Below are 24146 nucleotides of genomic sequence, written 5' to 3'. Positions count from 1 at the left end.
CCGGGCCCGGTTCATGCTCGTTGCTGCTTGCCTATCACGGCTTGGCCGCGCTGCCAAAGCATGAGACAAAGCGGAAAACGGATAGCGCCAAAGCTGGCGCCACGAGCGAAACCGGATGAACGAAACAAAGCTTCGTGAGGACATCTGCCGCTTCGGCCGTTCGCTGTTCGAGCGCGGCCTGACGCCGGGGTCCTCGGGCAATATCAGCGTCCGGCTCGCGGACGGCGGCTGGCTGGTGACGCCGACCAACGCCTCGCTCGGCTTCCTCGATCCGGCGAAAATGTCACGGCTCGACGGCAGCGGCCGGCTCGTCTCCGGCGACGCCCCGACCAAGGAAGTGCCGCTGCACACCGCGCTCTACCAGACGCGCGCCTCCGCCGGCGCCGTGGTGCACCTGCACTCGACCCATTCGGTCGCGCTCTCGATGCTGCCCGAGATCGACCCGCGGGCCGCGCTGCCGCCGATGACGGCCTATTACGTCATGAAGTGCGGCCGGACCGCGCTGGTGCCCTATTATCGCCCCGGCGATCCCGCCGTTGCCGACGCGATCCGTGGGCTGGCCGGGAAATATTCATCGGTGCTGCTCGCCAACCATGGGCCCGTCGTGTCGGGCGATACGCTGGAAGCGGCCGTGTTCGCGACCGAGGAGCTCGAGGAAACCGCAAAGCTCTATCTGCTGCTGCGCGGGCTGAACCCGCGCTATTTGTCGCCCGACCAGGTGGCGGATTTGACCAGGACGTTCGGGCTCGTGCTGCCGGATCACCCTCACTAGATCAAGCGGAGGATCGATATGCGGAAGACAGTCATGATGAGGTTCACAGGCTTGGCGTTAGCGGTTCCGTTCGCCGTTGGCCTTGCGGCGTCCGACGCACGGACCGAAGAGACCTTGCAAGGCATGCTGGCAACCCAGCTGCGCGCGCAGGGCTATCCTTGCGACAAGCCGCTCAAGGCCGAGCGGGACGACAAACTCTCCAAGCCCGACAACGAGGCCTGGACGCTGACATGCAGCAACGCGACCTATCGCGTCAGCCGCGTGCCGGACCTCGCCGCCAAGGTCGAGAAGATCGACGAGGGCAAGGACAAGTAGGATCAGTGGGCTGGATCGGTAGCCAGGCATCAACCATGGCTTCCCGCCGCAAACACTGACGTCATCCTGAGGTGCGAGCGCAGCGAGCCTCGAAGGATGGGCCACAAGCGCGCCTGCGGCCATCCTTCGAGGCGCGCCGAAGAGGCGCGCACCTCCAGCGACAAAGGCTTTGCCTTTGCGCGGGGATGACGGTTGCGTGCGTGGAGATATTCCGTCGCTACAGCCCCAGATACGCCTTGCGCACATCCGGATTGCCGCTGATCTCGGCGGCGGTGCCCTGCATCAGCACGCGGCCGGTCTGCAGGATGTAGGCGCGGTCGGCGATCTCGAGGCATTCAGCCATGCGCTGCTCGACGATCAGCACCGTCATGCCGGCGTCGCGGATGCGCTTCACGGCCTGGAAGATCTCGTCGACCAGTTTCGGCATGATGCCCTGCGACGGTTCGTCGAGCATCAGAAGCCGCGGCCGCGTCATCAGCGCGCGGCCGATCGCGAGCATCTGCTGCTCGCCGCCGGACAGCGTCTCGGCGCGCTGGTCGAGCCGTTCGCCGAGCCGTGGAAACAGCTTGAATACCAGATCGAGCGGCGCGTCGCGGTCGGATTGGCTGCGGTAGAGATAGCTGCCGAGCCGCAGATTGTCGCGCACCGAGAGCCGCGGAAACAGCCGGCGGTTCTCCGGCACGTAGGCGATGCCGCTTGATGTGATGACGTGCTGCGGCTGGCCATCGATACGCTTGCCGTCGAAGGTGACGGTCCCTGCGCGCGGCCGCTCGGCGCCGGCGATCGATTTGAGCAGCGTCGACTTGCCCGCGCCGTTGGCGCCGGCGACGCAGACGATCTCGCCCTTGGTGACGTCGATCGACACCGAAGAGATCGCGACCAGCCCCTGATAGGCGGTGGTGACTTCACGCACCGACAGCATGACGATCCCCGAGATAGGCAGAAATGACTTCCGGATTGCGGACGACCTCAGTCGGCTTGCCCTCGACCAGCACCTTGCCGAGATTGAGCACGATGGCGCGATCGACCAGCGGCATCACGATCTCCATGACGTGCTCGACCATCAGCACGGTGACGCCGGTGGCGCGGACCTTGCGCACCAGCTCGACGCCGGTCTGTGCCTCGACCGGCGTCAGTCCGGTGAGGACTTCGTCAAGCAGCAGCAGCTTCGGCTCGGTGGCGAGCGCGCGGGCGACCTCGAGCCGGCGCTTCTCCGACGGCACCAGATCGGCGGCAAGCTTGTCGGCGCGCGCCGCAAGTCCGCAGAACTCCAGCACCTCATAGGCCTTCTGCCGCGCGATGCGCATCTTGGTGTTGCGGATCAGCGCGCCGACGATGACGTTGTCGATCACGGTCATGGTCTCAAAACTCTTGACCACCTGGAAGGTGCGCCCGACACCGCGCTGGCAGCGTTCCGCCGCCGGCAACTTTGTCACGTCCTCGCCGTCGAAGATGATCGAGCCCTGGGTCGGCGGCAGCACGCCCGCGATCAGGTTGAACAGCGTCGACTTGCCGGCGCCGTTCGGGCCGATCAGGCCGACGATCTCGCCGCGCCCGACCGAAATCGAGACGTCGCTGTTGGCGACGAGGCCGCCGAAGCGCTGCCAAACTCCGCGCGTTTCCAGAAGCGCCGTCATCGTGCCGCTCCCTTGCGCAGGGAGAACACGCTGACCAGGCCGCGCGGCAGCGCAAGCGAGATCACGACAATCAGCGTGCCGTAGACGATGAGGTCGACGCCGCGCCCGGAGCCGCCGATGAACGAGCGCGTCAGCTCGGTGAGCGGGATCAGGATGACCGCGCCGAGCACCGGCCCCCACAGGGTGCCGATACCGCCAAGCACCGCGGGCAGCGCCATCAGCAGCGAGAATTGGAAGCCCATCACGCTTTCAGGATCGATGTAGGAGACGAACTGGGCGTAGAAGCTGCCGCCGACCGCAACGAGAAAGGCCGAGACCGCCGCCGCGCCCATCTTGGAATTGAACACCACCACGCCGAGGCTTTCGGCCGCGTCCGGGTTGTCCTTCACCGCGCGCCACCAATAGCCCCATTTGGAATCTTCCAGCCACCAGGTGACGAACCAGGCGACGCAGGCCAGCGCCAGCGCGAAATAGAAGTAAGGCAGCTTCGAGCGCGTGAACTGGAATTTCAGCCAACTGTCGCCGCGCACCGGGATGTCGATGCCGAGCGCGGCGCCGGCCCAGTCCCAGTTCTGGATCAACAGCAAGGCGATCTCGGCGATCACGATGGTCGCGATCACGAAGTAATGCCCGCGCAGGCGGAAGCAGGGATAGCCGAGCGCCATCGCGATCAATGCGGAGATCGCCCCGCCGGCGAGCATGCCGAACCACGGCAGCACGCCGAACTTGGTGAACAGCAGCGCGGTGGTATAGGCCCCGAGCCCGAAATACAGCGCGTGGCCGAGCGAGATCTGTCCGCAATAGCCGGACAGGATGTTCCAGCTCTGCGACAGCGCCGCATACATCAGCGTCAGCACCATGATGTTCTGGACGTAGACGTCCTTGACAAACAGCGGCACCAGCGCGGCGATCACCGCGAGGCAGGCCGCCACGATCAGGTCACGCCTGCGGCGTTGGGCGAACTGGGTGTCCATCACATCGATCCGAACAGGCCACGCGGGCGGATGAAGACGACCAGCAGGTAAACGGCATAGATGCCGACCGATTTCAGCGACGGCGGCAGGATCAGCGCGGTGGTCGCCTCCACCAGGCCGACGATGATGCCGCCGGCAAAGGCGCCGAACACGCTGCCGAAGCCGCCGAGCGCCACGGTGACGTAGGCGATCAGGGCGAACGACGCGCCGACATCGGGATAGACGTAGAAGAAGATCGCCATGATGGCGCCGGCGAGGCCGACCAGCGCCGCACCGAGGCCCCAGCCGAGCGCGAACACCCGGTTCTTGTCGATGCCGACCAGCGCCACCGCGCCGGCGTCCTCGCGCGTCGCTTCGAGCGCGCGGCCGAAATCGGTGCGATTGATGAAGAAGTAGAGCGCGACGAAGGCCGCGATCGACAGCATCGCGCCGATCAGCTGCGGCTCCGGCAGATAGATGCCGGCGATCGACACCGTCTTGCCGCCGACCCAGGAGTTGGTGACGCTGCGGTAGTCGGGCGTGAAGAAGAACTGGGCGAGCCCCCGCATCACGATCGCCAAGCCGAAGGTCGAGAAGATCTGCACCATGCCGGCATTGGCCTTGGCGCGCATCGCGAAGCGGACGATCAACAGATAGACCACCGCGCCGAACACGAACAGCGCCGCGGCGACCAGCGGCGCCGAGAGCAAGGGATCGATCGCGAACAACGCGAACAGGAAGAAGGTCGCGTACATCGCGATCATCAGGAACTCGCCGTGCGCGAAATTCACGACGTCCATCAATCCGAAGATCAATGCGAGGCCTGCGGCGATCAGTCCGTAGAGCAGCCCCATCAACAGGCCGCTCGCCAAACTCTGGATAATGGTCTCGGCTGTCACCGCCGTCTGTCCCCTCAATAGCGTTTTCGAGCGAAGTAAATACCGGTTCGCGCTAGGAAAACGCGTCGCAACAAGAATCCAGAGCTCCGTTCCGATACAATCGGAACGGACGCTCTGGCGCCCGACCGATCAGCTGTTCATCGGCCAGATCGCCTCGGAGACGGCGGCCTGTTCCGGGAAGATCGTCACGAAGTTCTTCGCGGAGTACTGCAACAGCACCGGATCGGCGAAGTTGTTCTGCCCCATCTCGTCGAACTTGACGCGCCGCCACGGCATGATGGTCTGATCGCCCGGCATGTCGGTCGCGACCAGCGCCTCGCGGATCTTCTCGCCGTCGGTCGACTTGGCGCGGTTGATGGCGTCCGCCATCACGATCAGGCCCATGAACTGGCGCGACGAATAGTCGTTGAAGTCCTTGCCGGACTTGGCGCGGTACATCTCGTTGATGAGACCGACCATCGGACGCTTCTGCGCCAGGTCGAGCGAGAAGCTGCCGCGCGAGATCACGCCCTCGAGCTTGTCGCCGACCGCGTCGTAGGTCGCCTTCTCGGAGAAGCCGGCGTCCTGCGCCATGATGTTCTTCGGCTTGTAGCCGAGCTCGGCCATGGTCTTGACCAGGAGGATCGCGTCGGTGGTGTAGCTCGACGGCATCAGCACGTCGGCATTCGCCGCCTTGAGCTGCTGCACCTCGGCGGTCAGCGACGGCGAGTTGGCGCGGTACTTGATGTCGGCCACGATCTTGTAGCCGCGCTCGGCGGCGAGCTTGGTTTGCGCGTTCGCCGAATCGGTGCCGAAGATGGTGTCCTCGTGGAACAGCGCCAGCGTTTCGATCTTCTGGCCCTTCTTCTTCATCGCATCGAAGAAGTCGAACATCGCGGTCGAGAACATCTCGTCATGCGGCGAGGCGCGGAAATAGTATTTCAGGCCGCGGCGATGCAGGCTCGGCGAGGAATTGTCGGCCGAGAGGAACGGAACGCCGTAGCGCTCGCAGATCTGGCTGACGGTGACGGCGACCGCGCTCTGATAGGTGCCGATCACGGCGCAGACCTTTTCCTGCGTGATCAGGCGCTCGGCTTCGGCGCGGCCCTTCTGCGGATCGGCCTGGTGGTCGGCGAACACGAGCTTGACCTTGGCGCCGCCGAGGCCGGACAGGCCCTCGCCCTTGGCAAGCGGCAGCGCGAAATCATAGTTCTTGTTGATGATGTCTGCCGCGGTCTCGAACGCGCGCTGCGCGTCGACGCCGATCTGGGCGCTGGCGCCCGAGAGCGGATAGATCACGCCGATTGCCACTTCACTGGCCTGCGCGCGCGCGGCCATCGGACCGAGCGCCGCGGCGGCAGTGGCACCCAGCAACACGTTACGGCGAGAGATCGTCATCGAAATTTCCCCTTGGTCAGCTTGTTATTATCGATGTGACGCTTGTAGCGCGCAGTAAAGCCTCAATGAATTGCACGAATTGCCTATTCAGAGCACAGCGAGCTGCTTGTTCCTGAGATCGGTCACCAGCATCAGGCCCGGCGAATGCGTGATCGCGAACGGCAGCTTCGCACTTGCGATCACCGATTGCGGCGTGACGCCACAGGCCCAGAAAACCGGGATTTCGTCATCGGCGACCGGTACCGCATCGCCGTAATCGGGCTTGGCGATATCCTTGATGCCGATCGCATGCGGATGGCCGAGATGGACCGGCGCGCCATGCACGGACGGAAAGCGCGAGGTGATCTGCACCGCGCGGATCGCATCCGCCGGCTTGAACGGGCGCATCGATACCACCATGGGTCCCGCGAACGGCCCCGACGGGCTGCAGGCGATATTGGTCCGGTACATTGGCACACGCAGATTGCGTTCAATGTGACGGATCGGCAGGCCCTCCTCCAGCAGCGCCTCTTCAAACGAGTAGGAACAGCCGAGCACGAAGGTGACGAGATCGTCGCGCCAGTATTTGGCGATGTCGGTCGGCTCGTCCGCCACCTCGCCGTCGCGCCAGACCCGGTAGCGCGGCACGTCGGTGCGGATGTCGAGGTCGAGGCCGAGCGAGGGAATGCGGGGATCGCCGACGTCGGACATGCCGATGATCGGGCACGGCTTCGGATTGAGCTGGCAGAAGCGGTGGAAGGCGCCGGCGAGTTTTTCCGGCAGGATCGCGAGATTGCCCTGGACAAAACCGTTGGCGAGACCGGCTGTGGTTGCAGAGGCCACGCCGTCACGGCAGGCGCGGCGCGCTTCGACGCTCGCCAGCACCGGCTCCCCCTGAGATCGCTGCACTGCCGCAAAAACAGTCATGGGATTCTCCTGCCCATAATCTCGACAAGGACAAACCAACACCAAGCGTGATATAATGTCTAATCGTCCTTTCTAATCAAAATCGATAAAGCAGATTTATCGATCGGGAAAATGCTTCCAATGACGGACTTCCGCTCGATCGAAACGTTCCTTTGGGTCGTCAAGCTCGGCAGCTTCCGCGGCGCCGCCCAGCGGCTCAACACCACCCAGCCGGCGATCTCCCAACGCATTGCCCAGCTCGAGCGCGAAATGGGCGTCAAGCTGCTCAACCGCGACCACCGGGTGGCTTCGCCGACCCCGAGTGGACGGCTGATGATGATCTATGCCGAGAAGCTGATCGGCCTGCGTTCGGAGATGATGGCCGAGGTCGGCGACCGCTCGGCGATGCGCGGCGCGCTGCGGCTCGGTGTCGCGGAGACCATCGTGCACACCTGGCTGCCGCGCCTCGTCAAGAGCGTCAACGAGATCTACCCGAACCTGTCGCTGGAGATCGAGGTCGACATCACGCCCAATCTGACCGCGCGGCTGCTGGCGCAGGAGATCGAGCTCGCCTTCGTGCTTGGGCCGGTCTCGGCGTCCGGCGCGCACAACCATGTGCTGTGCGATTACCCGATCGGTTTCCTGGCGAGCCCGGCGCTCGGCCTCGGCGACGGCCCGGTGGCGCGGCAGGACCTGGCGCGGTTTCCGATCATCACCTTTCCGCGCAAGACCCAGCCCTACGAGACCGTACGCGCATTGTTCAACGCCCCCGATCTGCCGCCGATCCGGCTGCACGCCTCGACCTCGCTCGCGACCGTGATCCACATGGCCAATGAAGGGCTTGGCATCGCAGTCATCCCGGCGGCGATCGTCGAGAACGAGCTTGCCGACGGGCGGCTGCAGCTGCTCGACACCGACCTCAAGCTGCCGCCCCTCACCTTCACCGCGAGCTGGCTCGCCTCGCCCGATGCGGTCGCCATCGAGCGCGTCGCCAATCTCGCCAGGCAGATCGCGCAAGCGAGCGTGGCGGTTGACGGCGCGAGAGTGGCGCGTCATTGAACGATTGCCGGAGATGAACTGTCATTCCGGGGCGATGCGCGAGCATCGAACCCGGAATCTCGAGATTCCGGGTCTGGTCCTTCGGACCATCCCGGAATGACCGAATACAAATGGAATGTCAGCATGAGCCGAGCCGCCACCAACCTGCAGATCGATTCCGCCCGCCTCTGGGGCACCATCCACGAAACCGCGCAGTTCGGTGCAACGCCCAAGGGCGGCGTGCGGCGGCTGACCCTGAGCGCCGAAGACAAGCAGGTGCGCGACTGGTTCCGCAAAGCATGCCAGGACGCGGGCCTCGAGGTGCAGGTCGACGCGCTCGGCTCGATGTTCGGCTTGCGGAAAGGACGGGATATGTCGAAGCCGCCGATCGGCGTCGGCTCGCATCTCGACACCCAGCCGACCGGCGGCAAATATGACGGCGTGCTCGGCACGCTGGCGGCGCTCGAAATGGTGCGCACGCTCAACGATGCCGGGATCGAGACCGAGCTGCCGATCTGCATCTGCAACTGGACCAATGAGGAAGGCTCGCGCTTTGCGCCGGCGATGATGGCCTCGGCCGCCTATGTCGGCGACTTCACCACCGACGACATCCTGTCGCGCAAGGACGCCGAGGGCGTCACGGTGGCGCAGGCGCTGGACACGATCGGTTATCGCGGCGACGCCCCGGTCGGCCGCCAGAAGTTCACCAGCTTCGTCGAGTTGCATATCGAGCAGGGTCCGATCCTGGAGGCCGAGAACAAGACCATCGGCGTGGTCGATTCCGGCCAAGGCGTGTTGTGGTACGACGGCAAGATCACCGGCTTCGAGAGCCATGCCGGCTCGACCCCGATGCCGCTGCGCCGCGATGCGCTGGCGACGCTGTCCGAGATCGTGCTGGCGATGGAGAGCATTGCGAAGAAGCACGGCCCGAAGGCAGTCGGCACCATCGGCGAGGCCGTGATCGCCGCGCCCTCGCGCAACGTCATCCCTGGCGAGATCGCCTTCACGGTGGATTGCCGCAGCGCCGACGCTGGGATCATGGATGCGCTGGACCGCGACCTGCGTGCCGCCGTGAGCGAGATCGCAGCAAAGCGCAAGGTCGAGGTGCAGCTTGATCTCGTCTGGCGCAAGGCGCCGACGCATTTCGATCCGAAACTGGTCGACGCGGTCGAGAACGCCGCCAAGCAGCTCGGCTATTCGCACCGTCGCATCACCTCGGGCGCCGGCCACGACGCCTGCAACCTCAACGCGGTGATGCCGGCCGCGATGGTGTTCGTGCCCTGCAAGGACGGCATCAGCCACAACGAGCTGGAAGATGCCAAGCAGACCGATTGCGCTGCCGGCGCCAATGTCCTGATGCATACGGTGCTGGCGCTCGCCGGCGTCGCGTCCTGATCTTCTTTTCTCCCCTCGATGGAGGCTTTCGTGCGCGCAGTGTTTGTCGACGCCAATGAATCGCTCGCTGTCATCACGGAGCGCCTGGAAAAGTCCGGCGATCCCAGGATGCGGATCAACCGCAACCCGGACATCAAATCCGAGGACTATCCGGCGGTGCTCGACGGCGCCGAGATCGCGGTGGTCGACCACACCGCGCTGCCGACCGATGTTGCGAAGAAGTGCGCCGGCCTGAAGCACGTCGTGTTCCTCGGCACCGGCGCGCGCAGCTACATGAACCCGGAAGAGCTCGCCGAGCTCGGCATTTCCGTGCACCTGATCAAGGGCTATGGCGACACCGCGGTCGCGGAATCGGCGATCGCGCTGATGTGGTCGTCGGCGCGCGTGATCGCGCAGATGGACCGCGAGATGCGCGCCGGCAACTGGCTGCGCGAGGACGGCATGCAGCTCACCGGCAAGACGCTCGGCCTCGTCGGCTTCGGCGGCATCGCCGCCGAGGTCGCCCGCATCGCGCTCGGCAGCGGCATGAAGGTGATCGCCTGGAACCGGTCGCCCAAGAACCATCCGGGCGTCGAGTTCGTCGATCTCGACACCGTGCTGGCGAGCAGCGACGTGGTCTCGATCCATCTGCTATTGAACGACGAGACCCACGGCCTGATCACGCGCGACAAGATCGCGAAGATGAAAAAGGGCGTGGTGCTGATCAACACCGCGCGCGGCGCGATCGTCGACGAGCAGGCGATGATCGATGCGCTCAATTCGGGCCACATCCGCCACGCCGGTCTCGACGTCTACAACATCGAGCCGCTACCGAAGGATCATCCGTTGACGAAGATCCCGAACGTGACGCTGTCGGCGCACTCCGCCTTCCGCACGCCCGAGGCGAGCGAGAATTTGATCCACGCGGCGTGGGAGCACTGCCGCAGGATCGTGAAGGGGTAATTTCACCGTCGTCCCGGCGCAAAGCGCCGCCCGATGACAGGCTCCGCGCGAGCCGGGACCCATAACCACCGCTGCCCATTGTCACGAAGGCTGGGGCCACAGCGAGCCCCAACAACCAGACCCTGTGGTTATGGGTCCCTGCTTTCGCAGGGACGACAGTGGCCGTAGGGTGGCTAACCCGCCCTACGCAGATTGCGAAGCAATCAATAACGACGTCGTCCTGGACAAGCGAGCGTAGCGAGCGCGATCCAGGACCCATTACCACCGGCCTGCGTCATCGCGCAGGGCGGTGGTCAGAACCAGCAATACAACAAGCACTCGGGGTAATGGGTCCTGGCTTTCGCCAGGACGACCCCGTGATTGACGGCGCGAACTAATCCACCATCTCCGCGACGGCCTTGCCGCACGCCGTGGTGTCGGCATTGCCGCCGAGGTCGCGCGTGCGCAGCGTGCGTTCGCCGAGCGTGCGCTCGATCGCGCCGACGATGGCGCTAGCTGCCTGCTTCTCGCCGAGATGCTCCAGCATCATCGCGCCCGACCAGATCATGCCGATCGGGTTGGCAATACCCTGCCCGGCAATGTCAGGCGCCGAGCCATGCACCGGCTCGAACACCGAGGGGAAATCGCCTTCCGGATTGATGTTGCCCGACGGCGCGATGCCGATCGTGCCGGTGCAGGCCGGTCCGAGATCGGAAAGAATGTCCCCGAACAGATTGGAGCCGACCACGACGTCGAACCAGTCCGGATGCAGCACGAAGTTCGCGGTCAGGATGTCGATGTGGTACTTGTCCCACTTCACGCCGGGATATTTCTTGGCCATCGCCTCCACGCGCTCGTCCCAGTAGGGCATCGTGATGGAGATGCCGTTCGACTTGGTCGCCGAGGTCAGATGCTTCTTCGGCCGCGACTGCGCCAGATCGAACGCGAACTTCAGGATGCGGTCGACGCCGGTGCGGGTCATCACGGTCTGCTGGGTGACGAATTCGCGGTCGGTGTCCGGGAACATGCGGCCGCCAACCGAGGAGTATTCGCCCTCGGTGTTCTCGCGCACCACCCAGAAGTCGATATCGCCGGGCTTGCGGTTCGCCAGCGGCGACGGCACGCCGGGCATCAGCCGCACCGGGCGCAGATTGACATATTGGTCGAATTCGCGGCGGAATTTTATGAGCGATCCCCACAACGAGATATGGTCAGGTATTTTCGCCGGCCAGCCGACCGCGCCAAAGTAGATCGCGTCATGCTTGCCGATCTGGTCCTTCCAGTCGGCCGGCATCATCTCGCCGTGCTTCTCGTAATAGTCGTAGGAGGCGAAGTCGAAATGGTCGAACTTCACGTCGACGCCGTGCTTCTTCGCCGCCGTCTCGATGACGCGCAGGCCCTCGGGCATCACTTCCTTGCCGATGCCGTCACCGGGAATGACCGCAATCCGATACTGCTTCTTTGCGCTGCTCATCGAGAACACCCTTGTGATTTGCCCGGCCGGCAATGCCGCCTATTCTGATGATCCTGCAATGGACCAAACTTCGCGCGAGCGCAACGCTGCAGTGCAGTGTTGACCGCGGCGCGACCCTGCCCCACCAAATTCGCCGACACCACTCCTCATACCAAGCGAGACATCCCATGGATCTGCATCTGCGCGGCAAGCGTGTCCTGATCACCGGCGCCTCCAAGGGCATTGGCGCGGCCGCCGCCGAAGCCTTTGCCGAGGAAGGCGCCAATTTGCTGCTCGCCGCCCGCAACGGCGAGCAATTGAAGGCACTGGCCGAGCGGCTCCGTTCTGCGCATCAGATCGACGCGGCGATCAGCGTGGTCGACCTGCGCAAATCCGAAGATCTGGCGCGATTGGCAAAGGAGGCCGCCGACATCGACATCCTGGTCAACAATGCCGGCGACATCCCGGGCGGCTCGATCGACAAGATCGACGAGGCGACCTGGCGGCATGCCTGGGAGCTCAAGGTGTTCGGTTACGTCAATCTGACGCGCGCGATCTACGCCCAGATGAAGGCGCGCGGCGGGGGCGTGATCGTCAACGACATCGGCGCGGCCGGCGAGAAGTTCGACGCCAATTACATCTGCGGCAGCGCCGGCAATGCGGCGCTGATGGCCTTCACCCGCGCGCTCGGTGGCAAGAGCCTCGCCGACAACATCCGCGTCGTCGGCATCAATCCCGGCCCTGTCGGCACCGATCGCCACGTCACGCTGCTCAAGACCCGCGCCAAGAACCAGTTCGGCGACGAGAACCGCTACAAGGAATTCCAGAAGGGTCTGCCGCTCGGCCGGCCCGCACATGCACGCGAGATCGGCGACCTGATGGCGTTTTTGGCGTCCGACCGCGCCGGCTATACGTCCGGCGTGATCTATACCGTGGATGGCGGGCTGACGTCGGGGTGGGGATAACTAGCTCGCGCTAGCCATTCATTCCGCCGTCATCCCCGCGCAATGGCTTCGCCATTGTCGCTGGAGGAGCCGCGCCTTGCGCGGCGTCTCGAAGGATGGGCCACGGGCTGCGTCATCCTTCGAGGCTCGCTCCGCTCGCACCTCAGGATGACGGTGATAGTACGCGTCGCTCCATCCACGTCATTGCGAGCGAAGCGAAGCAATCCATCGCGCCGCAAGCGGAGAAATGGATTGCTTCGTCGCTATCGCTCCTCGCAATGACGGCGGCGAAAGCGTCACAGCCTCTCAGGATGACGTACTCGCCGTCCGCTCGAACAGCTGCCGGATCAGCGTCGTGATGCGGCCCTGCGGCGCCAGCATCTGGTTCATGATGGAGAAATGATCGGCGCCGGCGATCTCCTCATAGGTCACCGGCAGGCCGTAACGGGCGCGATGGCCGGCGAAATCGGCGGTCTGCTTGCGCAGCAGCGGCAATTCGGCGCTGCCGACCACCAGCGACAGCGGCTTTGCCGTGCCGCCTTCCGCCATCATCGGCGAGTAGCGCCGCGACGCCGCTTCGTCGAGCTTGAGCTTTTCGTTGAGGTAGGAATGCCTGATCGGCTCGAGGTCGTAGATACCCGAGATCGCCATGCCGGCCCGGACATGGGCGTTCGACAGCGCCATCGATGTCAAATGTCCGCCGGCCGACCAGCCCGACACCACGATGCCCTCGGCAGCGGCCCCGAGCGCGGGCAACTGCCCGGCCAGAAAGTCGATGCCGGCATGGATCTCGGCGACGATGTCGTCGAGCGTCGCATCCGGCGCGAGCGTATAGCCGATCAGCGCGACATTGATGCCATGGGCCATCGGCCCCTCGGCGAAGATCGTGAACACTTCCTTGGCACGGGTCTGCCAGTAGCCGCCGTGGATGAACAGCAGCGTCGGCGCGCCGTCGCGGGCTTTCAGGAAGTCGATCCGGTTGCGCTCGCGCGGGCCGTATCTGAGGTCGAGATGGCCGGCGTGCTTTTGCCGCAGTGCCGCCGAGCGCTGCTCCCAGCCCGCAGCGATCTCGGCGCTACCCTTGACGGCAACGCCGTTGTTCAGACCGAGATCGCGCTCCTCTTGGCTCATTGCGCGCCAGTCCAGCGCGGAAAACAACGCTGCCATCCCTGCCCCTTCCGTTCACGTCGCATTGCCACGACGGCAGGAAATGTTCTACAGCACAAGCAAACGGAAGGCATAGGAGCAACGGCGCATGGCTGATCATGGCTTGGTGAAGGAAACGGCGTGTGCCGTCGTCGAAAAGCTGAAGGCCGGTGACGTCACGCCGCTCGATCTGCTCGACGTGCTGGAGACGCGCATCGCCGAGGTGGACGGCAAGGTCAACGCACTGCCGACGCTCTGCTTCGACCGCGCCCGCGGCCACGCCAAGGCCCTGATGCAGAAGCCGGTCAGCGAGCGCGGCCTGCTCGCGGGCCTTCCCGTTCCGATCAAGGACCTCACCGCCGTCTCCGGCGTGCTGACCACGCTGGGCTCGCCGATCTTCAAGGACAACGTCCCCGCGAAGTCGGACATCCTGGTCGAGCGCCTCGAACAGAACGGTGGCGTGATCTACGCCAAGTCGAACACGCCGGAATTCGGCGCCGGCGCCAACACCTTCAACGAGGTGTTCGGTCCGACCCGCAATCCCTGGGACACGTCACGCTCGGCCGCCGGCTCCTCCGGCGGCGCCGCCGCGGCCCTTGCGAGCGGCACCGCGTGGCTCGCGCACGGCTCCGACATGGGCGGCAGCTTGCGTAACCCGGCGAGCTTCTGCGGCATCGTAGGCCTCCGGCCGTCGATCGGCCGCGTTGCGCACACGCCGAAATTCGGTGTCGACCGTACCCTCGGCGTGCAGGGACCGATGGCGCGCAATGTCGAGGACCTCGCGCTGCTGCTCGACGCGATGAGCGGCGAGCATGCCGCCGATCCGCTGTCGCTGCCCGCACTGCCGACGTCGTTCCTGTCCGCAGCCCGCTCCGGTAGCAAGCCGAAGCGCATCGCCTATTCGCCCGATCTCGGCATCACGCCGGTCGATCCCGAGGTCAGGGCGGTGACCCGCAAGGCGGCGGAGCGGTTTGCGGAAGCCGGTGCGATCGTCGAGGAGGCGCATCCCGATTTGCGCGAAGCCCATGAATGCTTCCACGTGTTGCGCGCGTTCGATTTCGCAATCAGCAAGGCCGAATTGCTGCGCACCAAGCGCGATTTTCTGAAGCCCGAGGTGATCTGGAACATCGAGGAAGGGTTGAAGCTCACGGTCGAGAAGCTCGAACGCGCCGAGGCGCAGCGCGTCGCGATGACGGCGCGTGCGCTCGAATTCTTCGACAAGTACGACCTGCTGCTGGCGCCCGCGACCATCGTGGCGCCGTTCCCGGTCGAGAACCGCTACGTCGCCGAGTGCGACGGCAAGAAGTTCGACAATTACGTCGAATGGCTCGGCATCGTCTACGCGATCACGCTGGCCTGCTGCCCGGCGCTGTCGCTGCCCTGCGGCTTCACCGCCTCGGGCCTGCCGGTCGGCCTGCAGATGGTCGCAAAGCCGCGCGCCGAAGCGCAGCTGCTGGCCGGCGCGAAAGTGCTGGAGGACATTCTGGGCGTGCGCGGCACCACGCCGATCGATCCGCGGCCGCCGAAGTAAGGCTTTTTCCTCATGGTGAGGAGGCGCGCAGCGCCGTCTCGAACCATGAGGCCCGGTCTGTGGCCTCATCCTTCGAGACGCTTGCTGCGCAAGCTCCTCAGGATGAGGTGATGAATTTGTTGATGCGGCCCCAAGTCGCGAAGCCTACGCCCTATCCTCCGTCGCCTGCAGCGCCACCGTGAGTGCTGCCTTGGTCTGCTCGACGATTTCGTCCAGCAACTCTTCGCGGCTGATCTGGGCGGACTCGCCGGTGAGCAGGCCCTGCTCGGCGAGCATCACGATGCCGTGCAGTCCGGCCCAGATCTTCAGCGCCTGCCGCTCGCGCAAGAGCCCGACCGCCGGCGCCTCGAACGACTCGATCAGCAGTGCCAGCGTTTCCATCGCCGCGGTGTGCAGCTCGCTGCCCTTGGGCGCGCAGGCCATGGTGCGCGACGCGAACATCAGCCTGTAGATGCCGTGGCGCTCCAGCCCGAAGGCGAGCGCGGCCTGGGCAAAGCGCGACAGTTTCGAGCCTTTGCCCGACTGCTCGATCGCCTCGCGCATGATCACGTTGAACTGCCGGAACGCTTCGGCGGTCACCGCCTCCAGCAGCGCCTCGCGGTCGGCGAAATGCCGGTATGGCGCCGGCTGCGAGACGCCGAGCTGCTTGGCCAGCGCCTTGATGCTGATCGCCTCGGGACCACCGAGCTCGACCTCGCGTAACGCGGCCTGGATCAGGGCTTCGCGGAGGTCGCCATGGTGGTAGGTTTTGAACGGCTTACGAACGATTTGTCCCATTGCGGCAATGATCGCTGAATTTTCACTTGACGCGCAAGCGCGACGATAATGTAATATGCTATAACTTGGCGATCCGGTTAAGAGGCCGGCCGCCCAAGCAAGCCAAGAGCTTGCCTAAACAAGACTTGCATAAACTGGAATGAGGAACCGGGCGCAACCCACAATGCGCCAAAGCCGAGGGAGGGTGCTTGCATGTCCAAGCTCAGAATCCGCGTCGACCAGGACAAGTGCCGGGGTCACGCCCGCTGCAAATCACTCGCCCCCGAACTGTTCGAGCTCGACGAATACGGCAACGCCCATGAGGTCGGCGACGGGACCGTCCCGGCCGGGCTCGAGGACAAGGCCTGGCTCGCGCAGACCAATTGCCCGGAAATCGCGATCGAAGTCACCGAGGAATGACGGCGAGCCGGGGACGGCCGCGCGCCGCCCGTTGAGCCGACCAGCGTTTGATCGAACGAGAAGGAAACGAGCTGATGTCCGATTCCCCGTCCGCAAGCTATCTGCCCGAACATCCCCCGGTCTCCGACTGGGTGCATGATTTCGACCATACCGATCCGGTCTGGACCGACGACCCGTTCCCGATCTGGGAGACGCTGCGCGCGGCTTCGCCCGTCGTGCACACCGAGCGTTTCCTCGGCTGCTACATGCCGACCACCTATCAGGCGGTGAAGGAGATCGCCTACGACACCGAGCACTTCTCCTCGCGCCGCGTCATCGTGCGCGACATCCGCCCCGAGATCACCGCCCGCGCGCCGCCGATCACCTCCGATCCGCCTGAGCACAAGCCCGCCAAGCAGGTGCTGCTGCCGCCGTTCACGCCGGACGCGATGAAGCGGCTGGAGCCGCGGGTGCGCGCGATCTGCAACGAGCTGATCGACGACTTCATCGCCGATGGCCATTGCGACGCCGCCGCGCGCTACACCAAGCACATCCCGGTGCGCGCCATCGCCCACATGCTGGGGATTCCCGAGAAGGACGGCGATCTCTTCATCAAATGGATCCACCAGATCCTCGAGCTCGGCATCAAGAACGAAGACGAGCTGATGAACGGCGTACGCGAGATGACCGGCTACTTCGTGGCCCACCTCGAGCAGCGCAAGCTTGAGCCGGGCGACGATCTGATCTCGCAGCTGCTGCGGGCCAAGGGCCCCGGCGGCCAGCCGCTCACCGACGAGCATGTGCTCGGCTCGCTGCGGCTGCTGCTGATCGCCGGCATCGACACCACCTGGAGCGCGATCGGCTCCTCGCTCTGGCACCTCGCCAAGACGCCGGCCGATCGCGAGCGCCTGATCGCTGAGCCGGCACTGATCCCGACCGCGATCGAGGAATTCCTGCGCGCCTATTCGCCGGTGACGATGGCGCGCGAGGTGATGAAGGAGACCACGATCTCCGGCTGCCCGGTGAAGGCGGGCAACATGGTGCTGCTGTCCTTCCCCGCCGCCAACCGCGATCCCGCCATGTTCCCGGATGCGGACAAGGTGGTGATCGACCGCAAGGAGAACCGCCACGCCGCATTCGGCCTCGGCATTCACCGCTGCGTTGGTTCCAACTTGGCGCGGATGGAGATGCAGGTCGCGATCGAGGAATGGCTGAAGCGGATCCCGGATTTCCGTCTCGATCCGGCCGGCAAGGTCACCTGGTCGGAAGGCACGGTGCGCGGCCCGCGTCAACTGCCTGTTCTGTTCGGCAACAACGCCTGAGGAACCGGACAGCGGTTACATCACGTCACCCAATGAGGTAGCTTGCCCCGGAATCGAACCGACGAGTCCGGGAGCAATGCTATGTCCGAACAAACCGCTCAGCCCGCGAGCGATCATCTCGACATCCACGACGTCGAGCGGCGGGTGAAGGCGATCTTCATCGGCTCGGTCGGCAATCTCGTCGAGTGGTACGATTTCTACGCCTACACCGCGTTCGCACTGTATTTCGCGCCGGCATTCTTCCCGCACAGCGATCCGGTGGTGCAGCAGCTCAATGCGGCGGTGCTGTTTGCCGCGACCTTCCTGATGCGCCCGCTCGGCGGCTGGCTGTTCGGCTACATCGCCGACCGCTATGGCCGGCGGCTGTCGTTGACGCTCTCGGTGGTCTGCATGTGCTTCGGCTCGCTGATCATCGCGGTGACGCCGACCTATGCCTCGATCGGCATCGCGGCCCCGGCGATCCTGGCGCTGGCCCGCGTGATCGAGGGCCTGAGTCTCGGCGGCGAATATGGCGCCAGCGCCACCTATCTCAGCGAGGTCGCCGATCCCAAGCACCGCGGCTTCTATTCCAGCTTTCAGTACGTCACGCTGATCGGCGGCCAGCTCACCGCGATCATCGTGCTGCTGTTGCTGCAGAAGGTGTTTTTGACGCCGGACGAGCTGAAGGCCTGGGGCTGGCGGATTCCGTTCGTGATCGGCGCCATGCTCGCGATCGTCGCCGCGGTGATGCGGCGCGGCCTGCATGAGACCGAAGCCTTCGAGGAGGCCAAGAAGGTCTCCAAGCCGACCGGCTCGATCGTCGGCCTGTTGAACTATCCGCGCGAATTGCTGCTGGTGGTCGGCCTCACCGCCGGCGGCACCGCGGCGTTCTATACCTTCACCACCTACATGCAGACCTTCGTGAAGCTGTCGGTCGGCCTCACCGAGGACCAGACCACCTTCGTGATCTTCGGCTCGCTGATCTTCGCGACCATCCTGCAACCGATCTATGGCGGGCTCTCCGACAAAATCGGCCGCAAGCCGCTGCTGATCTTCTTCGGCATCGCCGGCACGCTCGGCACGGTCCCGATCCTGACCGCGCTGAAGGACACCAAGTCGCCGTTCATGGCCTTCCTTCTGATCTGCGGCGCCTGGATCTTCGTCGCCGGCTACACCTCGATCAACGCGATCGTGAAGGCCGAGCTGTTTCCGACCAATGTCCGCGCGCTCGGCGTCGGCCTGCCCTATGCCATCACGGTGTCGATCTTCGGCGGCACCGCGCCGGCGGTCGCGCTCTATTTCAAGAGCATCGGGCATGAGGACTGGTTCTACTACTATCTCAGCGGCATGATTTTCCTGTCGCTGCTGATCTATTCGACCATGCGCGATACCAAGCACGACTCCGCGATGCATCGCCACGAATGATGGCCTGACGCGATGACCGACGATCAGGAACCGCCCGAGAGCAAGCTGACGCGCAGCAAGCAGCGCTGGGCACGCGAAGGCAAATTCCTCACCGGCAAGGTCACCCGCCCGGAGGAGCAGCGCCTGCCGCCGGGCCAGCATCTGACGGCGGACTGGCCGGTGCTCGATCTCGGGCTGATGCCGAACATCTCCCGGGAGCGCTGGCGGCTCGACGTCTACGGCGCGGTCGAGCAGACCATCTACTGGACCTGGCAGCAGTTCATGGCGCAGCCGCAGACGCAATTCGTCTCGGACATCCACTGCGTCACGACCTGGTCGCGCTACGACAATCAGTGGGAGGGGCTTGCCACCCGCGACCTGCTCGCCGCCTGCCAGCCGCGCGAGGATGCGCGGTTCGTCGCGCTGCATTCGTATGACGGCTATACGGCGAACCTGCCGATCGAGGACTTCGCCGCCGAGGACGCGCTGCTTGCCCATAGCTGGTCGGGCAAGCCGCTGGAGCAGGAGCATGGCGGTCCGGTGCGGCTCGTGGTGCCGCACCTCTATTTCTGGAAGAGCGCGAAATGGCTGGAGCGCATCGAATTCCTCACCGAGGATGCGCCCGGCTTCTGGGAGGTCCGCGGCTATCACAATCGCGGTGATCCCTGGGCCGAACAGCGCTATTCTGGCGACTGACACACCAACAAGATGATGGAGTCTGCCCGTGCCGCACGAACGCTTTCAATTCACCGGTGTGGGCGGCCATCAGCTGGCCGCCGCGCTTGACACGCCTGACGGGCCGATCAAGGCCTATGCGCTGTTCGCGCACTGCTTCACCTGCGGCAAGGACGTGCTGGCCGCAAAGCGCATCGCGGTCGCGCTCGCGGCCAAGGGCATCGCTACGCTGCGCTTCGACTTCACCGGCCTCGGCTCCAGCGAGGGCGAGTTCGCCAACTCGACCTTCACGTCGAACGTCGCCGATCTGGTCCGCGCCGCCGACCATTTGCGCGAGACGCGCAAGGCACCTGCGATCCTGATCGGCCACAGCCTCGGCGGCGCCGCGATCCTCGCCGCCGCGGGTCAAATCCCCGAAGCCAAGGCGGTCGCCACCATCGCCGCGCCGTCCGATCCCGTGCATGTCACGCATTTCTTCAAGGACCGGATCGAGGACATCCGCGCGCGGGGCGAAGGCGAAGTCTCGCTCGCCGGCCGCCCGTTCCGCATCAAGCGAGAATTCCTCGACGACGTCGCCGAGCAGAACCTGATGGCGCAGGTGAAGCAGCTGCACAAGGCGCTGCTGATCATGCATTCGCCGACCGACGACACCGTCGGCATCGACAACGCCACGCATATCTTCAGCGCCGCCAGGCACCCCAAGAGCTTCGTCTCGCTTGCCGGCGCCGATCATCTCTTGAGCGGCAAGCAGGATGCCGCCTATGTCGCCGACGTGATCGGCGCCTGGGCCGAACGCTACGTCGAACTCGCGCCGCAGCCGGCGGCAGATACCGGCACTGCGCCGCGCAACGTCGTGGTGCAGGAGACCCGGGCCGGCAAGTTTCAGCAGATCGTCACGGCAGGCCCGCATCGCATGCTGGCCGACGAGCCGGTCGCCGTCGGTGGCCAGGATTCCGGCCCCGGGCCGTACGACTTCGTGCTGGCCGGGCTAGGGGCCTGCACCTCGATGACGATGCGGATGTATGCCGACCGCAAGTCGCTGCTGCTCGATCGCGTCACGGTGACGCTCACGCACAGCAAGATCTATGCGAAGGATTGCGAAGAGTGTGAGACGCGCGAGGGCATGCTCGACCAGATCGACCGCGTCATCAGGATCGAGGGCGAACTCGACGCGGACCAGCGCAAGCGGCTGATGGAGATCGCCGACAAGTGCCCGGTGCACAAGACGCTGACGTCGGAGGTGCGGATCGTCACCAAGGCCGCGGAGTAAGCCTGCGACGCAGCGGGACAGGCCGAGCCGTAGCAGCATGTCGGCTGCGTCCCCCCTCCCGCCTGCAGGCCGTCGCAGGGGCGCGCTGAAAAATATCGAAAACAACCCCATGCAAAGGTGCCGGCGGCCGCCGGCGCTCGACCAGGCAACTTGACACGTCGGGCAACTCAGGGATATTCTTCCATTATTCCGAAATCGTGCGAGCACCCCTCTCTACCCGCGCGCTTGCCGGTCAGGCAGTTCGCCATGATCCGCACCGCGGCGCCGATCTCGTTCTCGCGCCAGGCGGCGAAGCCGAGCAACAGGCCGTGGTCGCGCGGCCGCTCCACCGCGAGGCTCGACAGCGTGCGCGCCTCGACGCCGGCGGCCACCAGCCGCGCGACTGCGCTCTGGTCGGCGGCGCCGTCCCTGAAACGGGCAATCAGCTGCATGCCGCCAGGCGGGACCTCGGCCGTGAGCACCTCGCCGAGCTGCCGCGCCAGCGCCGTAGCGAGGTGGTCGCGGCGCGCGCGATAGATGCGCCGCATCCGCCTGACATGGGCCAGGAAATGCCCGTCGGCCATGAAGCCGGCCAGCGCTTCCTGGACATGCACGGAGGCGATCAGCCCGAGATGGCGCTGCGCGATCTCCATCGTCCGTGCCAGCTGTGGCGGCACCACCAGATAGCCGATGCGGATATCGGCGGTCATCGCCTTGGCGAAGGTGCCGAGATAGAGCACGCGTCCCTCACGATCGAGCCCCTGCAGCGCCGGCATCGGGCGACTGTCATAGTGAAACTCGCCGTCGTAATCGTCCTCGACGATCCAGGTCTTGCCGGGCTCGACGGAAGCCAACAATTCGGTGCGGCGCGCCACCGGCATCACCCGACCGGTCGGGTGCTGATGCGACGGCGTGGTGAAGATCAGCTTCGGTGCGCGCGTCTCGCGCATCCGCATCATGCCCCATTGATCGAGCCTGATACCGACGACGTTTGCACCGGCCGCGCGAAACGCCGCCGCGGCGCCGGGATAGCCGGGATCCTCGGTCCACACCGCATCGCCTGCCACGATGGTGGTCGCGGCGATCAGCGTCAGCGCCGCCTGCGCCGTCGGCAGGATCAGGATCTGATCGGCCTCGGCGCGCACGCCTCTGTTGACTTCAAGGTAGTCGCATAAGGCTTCGCGCAGACTTGACCGGTTGACCACGGTCTGGTCGTTGAAGCGGCGACGCAGCGCGCTGCGGCGCAGGCAGCGCGCCCAGATCTCGTGCGGAAACTCGCGCGCATCCGCAAGCCCGGGACGGAGCGGCCGGAAATCCGCCTGGTAGGACAGCGGCCAATCGCTATCGGAGAGCTGCAAGGCCCAGGGCGACAGCAACGGTTTGCGGGCGGCCTCGCGCTTTGGCGCCAGCGCAGGTTTGGCGAAGCGCGCTTCGATATCGTCGGTCACGACCGGCCGCCGCCGCGCCGTGACCCGCAGATATCCTTCGGCCGCCAGCTGCTCATAGGCATGCGTCACCGTGTTGCGCGCCACGTCGAGCTCGGCCGCAAGGCTGCGGCTCGACGGCAGCATGGCGCCGCTCCTGATCCGGCCGCTCGCCATCAGCGCGCGCAGCTGCTGGGTCAGCTGCGCGGCCAGCCCGGCATCGTCCGATCGCTTCAGCGCGAGCAATTCGGCAAGGATCAATCTGGCTCCCTTGTTCTACAAAATCTGGCTCTTTCGAGAGAGCCAGTATGATCCTATTCACAAGCGGTATCGCCTGCAAGGATTCTGCCGTGAACCAGTCACTCTCCCCCGCCAAGGCCGCCGCCCTGTTCATCGTCGTGGTGCTGGCCTGGGGCATCAACTGGTCGGTCACGAAATCGCTGGTCGAGGCGGTGCCGCCGCTGTGGACCGCATCGATCCGCAGCTGGGTCGCCCTGATCGCGCTGCTGGTGATCCTGCGCGCCAGCGGCAATTTGATCATTCCGCGGATCGCCGATGTCCCGGTCGTGCTCAGCGTGGCGCTGTTGCACATGACATTCTTCTCGACGCTGGTCGCCGCCGGCCTGCGCTATCTCCCGGCCAGCAAGGGCGTCGTGCTCGGCTACACCACGCCGCTCTGGGTCGCGCTTGCCGCGGCCGCCGCGCGCACCGAACGCCTCGGCGCGCTCAAGCTTGTCGGCGTCGCGCTGGGGCTCGCCGGGCTCTGCGTGATCCTCAATCCGGCGTCGCTGGACTGGAGCAATTTGCACGTCATCGCCGGCGCCGGCATGATCATCATCGCGGCGATCTGCTGGGCCGCCAACATCATCTATATCCGCTCGCACCGCTGGGTCGCGACGCCACTCCAATTGCTGCTGTGGCAGGTGCTGGTCGCAACGCTAGTGCTGACGATGACGGCGCTGATCACCGAGGGCGCGCCGACGGTGACATGGTCGCCGCACCTCGTGCTGCTGTTCCTCTATTCCGGCTTCATCGGCACCGCGCTGGCCTATTGGGCGATGTCCATGGTCAACAAGAGCCTGCCGGCGCTGACCACCTCGCTCGGCACGACAGCGACGCCGATCGTCGGCATCGTGACCGCGGCACTGCTGCTCGGCGAGCCGATCGATCTCTCGCTGGCGATTGCCGCGGCCCTGATCGTCGGCGGGATCGCGCTGAGCTCGCTCGCGGACGCGCCGTCGCGTGCGTAATGAGGGCCTGTACTCATAGATTCGTCACGTCCGCGTCGGCCTCAGACGCTGACGTCGAAACCGATGTCGCTGCATGTCGGCCTTGGGCCAAATGCGGACATGGCCAGCTCAATCGATCGCCTCGTCGGCGCGCGGGCAACGACATCGCGAAACGGCAATGGGCGCGATTGAGCAATTAGTATTGATCCAGATCAAGACCGCTGCCACCGGCCGGCCACTACGCTGTCGGCTAGGAAGCGCCGCCCAACACGTACCGAAGGATGTTGGACTCAGGGATGAGCATTTTTGTTCAAGTTCATGAGCGCAATCTTCGGTACCAAGGCGGAGGCGACCTCGCCGGGCGTTACCGAAACGTGGGAGCGATCATGAGTGCACCGTCTCCCCGGTAATGAAGCCGCACATCACGAGTACAGTCGGCTACT

The 24146-nt window shown here is 65.2% G+C and carries 23 protein-coding genes; 13 read left to right on the top strand and 10 right to left on the bottom strand.

All coding sequences use genetic code 11. The annotated features are described in order from the left end of the window. The first annotated feature begins 115 nt into the window (after positions 1–115). Together otnC and ACVWYP_RS18355 are read left to right on the top strand one after the other, a co-directional pair. Positions 116–772: a 3-oxo-tetronate 4-phosphate decarboxylase gene (gene otnC, locus ACVWYP_RS18360; RefSeq protein WP_304499305.1), complete on the top strand. Its 657-nt coding sequence runs from the start codon at positions 116–118 to the stop codon at positions 770–772. Positions 773–805: 33 nt separating this feature from the next. After that, complete coding sequence (locus ACVWYP_RS18355; RefSeq protein WP_304499304.1) at positions 806–1087, top strand: hypothetical protein; 282 nt, start codon at positions 806–808, stop codon at positions 1085–1087. Between the two features lie 217 nt (positions 1088–1304). Here the strand turns inward: ACVWYP_RS18355 and ACVWYP_RS18350 are convergent, their stop codons facing one another. From ACVWYP_RS18350 to ACVWYP_RS18325, 6 genes are all read right to left on the bottom strand, one after another. After that, positions 1305–2009 carry an ABC transporter ATP-binding protein gene (locus ACVWYP_RS18350; RefSeq protein ID WP_018270525.1) on the bottom strand — a complete coding sequence of 235 codons (705 nt, stop codon included), beginning with the start codon at positions 2007–2009 and terminating at the stop codon, positions 1305–1307. Beyond that, positions 1993–2724 (bottom strand): ABC transporter ATP-binding protein, encoded by a 732-nt coding sequence (locus tag ACVWYP_RS18345; RefSeq protein ID WP_028338762.1) that lies wholly within the window; start codon positions 2722–2724, stop codon positions 1993–1995. Before ACVWYP_RS18345 ends, ACVWYP_RS18350 begins: the two co-directional genes overlap by 17 nt. Beyond that, positions 2721–3698, bottom strand: a complete 978-nt coding sequence (locus ACVWYP_RS18340) for a branched-chain amino acid ABC transporter permease (RefSeq protein ID WP_038387989.1) — start codon at positions 3696–3698, stop codon at positions 2721–2723. The genes ACVWYP_RS18345 and ACVWYP_RS18340 overlap by 4 nt, the downstream gene beginning before the upstream one ends. Beyond that, on the bottom strand, positions 3698–4576 hold the full coding sequence (locus ACVWYP_RS18335) for a branched-chain amino acid ABC transporter permease (protein WP_453946098.1): 879 nt from the start codon (positions 4574–4576) through the stop codon (positions 3698–3700). The genes ACVWYP_RS18340 and ACVWYP_RS18335 overlap by 1 nt, the downstream gene beginning before the upstream one ends. A 129-nt stretch (positions 4577–4705) precedes the next feature. After that, a complete protein-coding gene (locus tag ACVWYP_RS18330; protein WP_304499303.1) occupies positions 4706–5953 on the bottom strand; it encodes an ABC transporter substrate-binding protein in 1248 nt (415 codons plus the stop codon). Between the two features lie 87 nt (positions 5954–6040). Continuing rightward, positions 6041–6859, bottom strand: a complete 819-nt coding sequence (locus tag ACVWYP_RS18325) for a putative hydro-lyase (protein ID WP_304499302.1) — start codon at positions 6857–6859, stop codon at positions 6041–6043. A 120-nt stretch (positions 6860–6979) separates the two neighbouring features. Here ACVWYP_RS18325 and ACVWYP_RS18320 point away from each other — a divergent pair, with 120 nt between their 5' ends. The 3 genes from ACVWYP_RS18320 to ACVWYP_RS18310 all read left to right on the top strand — a co-directional run bounded on the left by ACVWYP_RS18320 (position 6980) and on the right by ACVWYP_RS18310 (position 10213). After that, positions 6980–7897 (top strand): LysR family transcriptional regulator, encoded by a 918-nt coding sequence (locus tag ACVWYP_RS18320; protein ID WP_304499301.1) that lies wholly within the window; start codon positions 6980–6982, stop codon positions 7895–7897. A gap of 123 nt (positions 7898–8020) precedes the next feature. Next, a complete protein-coding gene (locus tag ACVWYP_RS18315; RefSeq protein WP_304499300.1) occupies positions 8021–9271 on the top strand; it encodes a Zn-dependent hydrolase in 1251 nt (416 codons plus the stop codon). Positions 9272–9301: 30 nt separating this feature from the next. After that, positions 9302–10213 (top strand): NAD(P)-dependent oxidoreductase, encoded by a 912-nt coding sequence (locus ACVWYP_RS18310; RefSeq protein WP_304499299.1) that lies wholly within the window; start codon positions 9302–9304, stop codon positions 10211–10213. Positions 10214–10586: 373 nt separating this feature from the next. On the opposite strand, the gene ACVWYP_RS18305 is transcribed toward ACVWYP_RS18310, so the two are convergent. Beyond that, positions 10587–11666, bottom strand: coding sequence for a tartrate dehydrogenase (locus ACVWYP_RS18305; RefSeq protein ID WP_304499298.1), 1080 nt, complete (start codon positions 11664–11666; stop codon positions 10587–10589). A 167-nt stretch (positions 11667–11833) separates the two neighbouring features. Between ACVWYP_RS18305 and ACVWYP_RS18300 the strand changes: the two genes are divergently transcribed. After that, positions 11834–12610: an SDR family oxidoreductase gene (locus ACVWYP_RS18300; RefSeq protein WP_304499297.1), complete on the top strand. Its 777-nt coding sequence runs from the start codon at positions 11834–11836 to the stop codon at positions 12608–12610. Between the two features lie 285 nt (positions 12611–12895). Here ACVWYP_RS18300 and ACVWYP_RS18295 read toward each other — a convergent pair whose 3' ends face one another. Continuing rightward, the gene (locus ACVWYP_RS18295; RefSeq protein WP_304499296.1) at positions 12896–13756 is read right to left on the bottom strand and encodes an alpha/beta hydrolase; all 861 of its coding nucleotides are present in this window, start codon (positions 13754–13756) and stop codon (positions 12896–12898) included. 88 nt (positions 13757–13844) lie between these two features. On the opposite strand from ACVWYP_RS18295, the gene ACVWYP_RS18290 reads away from it, so the two are divergent. Beyond that, the gene (locus tag ACVWYP_RS18290; RefSeq protein WP_304499295.1) at positions 13845–15266 is read left to right on the top strand and encodes an amidase; all 1422 of its coding nucleotides are present in this window, start codon (positions 13845–13847) and stop codon (positions 15264–15266) included. Positions 15267–15410: 144 nt separating this feature from the next. Here the strand turns inward: ACVWYP_RS18290 and ACVWYP_RS18285 are convergent, their stop codons facing one another. Then, on the bottom strand, positions 15411–16043 hold the full coding sequence (locus ACVWYP_RS18285; protein ID WP_018270517.1) for a TetR/AcrR family transcriptional regulator: 633 nt from the start codon (positions 16041–16043) through the stop codon (positions 15411–15413). Between the two features lie 192 nt (positions 16044–16235). On the opposite strand from ACVWYP_RS18285, the gene ACVWYP_RS18280 reads away from it, so the two are divergent. The 5 genes from ACVWYP_RS18280 (at position 16236) to ACVWYP_RS18260 (ending at position 21071) form a co-directional block, all read left to right on the top strand. Next, on the top strand, positions 16236–16442 hold the full coding sequence (locus ACVWYP_RS18280; RefSeq protein WP_304499294.1) for a ferredoxin: 207 nt from the start codon (positions 16236–16238) through the stop codon (positions 16440–16442). Positions 16443–16516: 74 nt separating this feature from the next. Next, positions 16517–17743: a cytochrome P450 gene (locus tag ACVWYP_RS18275; RefSeq protein ID WP_028338773.1), complete on the top strand. Its 1227-nt coding sequence runs from the start codon at positions 16517–16519 to the stop codon at positions 17741–17743. Between the two features lie 81 nt (positions 17744–17824). Continuing rightward, positions 17825–19147: an MFS transporter gene (locus ACVWYP_RS18270; protein ID WP_304499293.1), complete on the top strand. Its 1323-nt coding sequence runs from the start codon at positions 17825–17827 to the stop codon at positions 19145–19147. 12 nt (positions 19148–19159) lie between these two features. Continuing rightward, entirely contained in the window at positions 19160–19822 is a 663-nt protein-coding gene (locus tag ACVWYP_RS18265) for a sulfite oxidase-like oxidoreductase (RefSeq protein ID WP_304499292.1), read from the top strand. 28 nt (positions 19823–19850) lie between these two features. After that, positions 19851–21071 (top strand): bifunctional alpha/beta hydrolase/OsmC family protein, encoded by a 1221-nt coding sequence (locus tag ACVWYP_RS18260; protein ID WP_304499291.1) that lies wholly within the window; start codon positions 19851–19853, stop codon positions 21069–21071. Between the two features lie 167 nt (positions 21072–21238). Here the strand turns inward: ACVWYP_RS18260 and pdxR are convergent, their stop codons facing one another. Then, positions 21239–22735 (bottom strand): MocR-like pyridoxine biosynthesis transcription factor PdxR, encoded by a 1497-nt coding sequence (pdxR, locus tag ACVWYP_RS18255; protein ID WP_304499290.1) that lies wholly within the window; start codon positions 22733–22735, stop codon positions 21239–21241. Positions 22736–22782: 47 nt separating this feature from the next. Between pdxR and ACVWYP_RS18250 the strand changes: the two genes are divergently transcribed. Then, positions 22783–23724, top strand: a complete 942-nt coding sequence (locus tag ACVWYP_RS18250; protein ID WP_304499289.1) for a DMT family transporter — start codon at positions 22783–22785, stop codon at positions 23722–23724. The last annotated feature ends 422 nt before the right edge of the window (positions 23725–24146 follow it).

Source organism: Bradyrhizobium sp. USDA 3262 (assembly GCF_054060035.1).
Note: the sequence above shows the minus strand (reverse complement) of the source record. Positions and strands in the feature narration are given on the sequence as shown.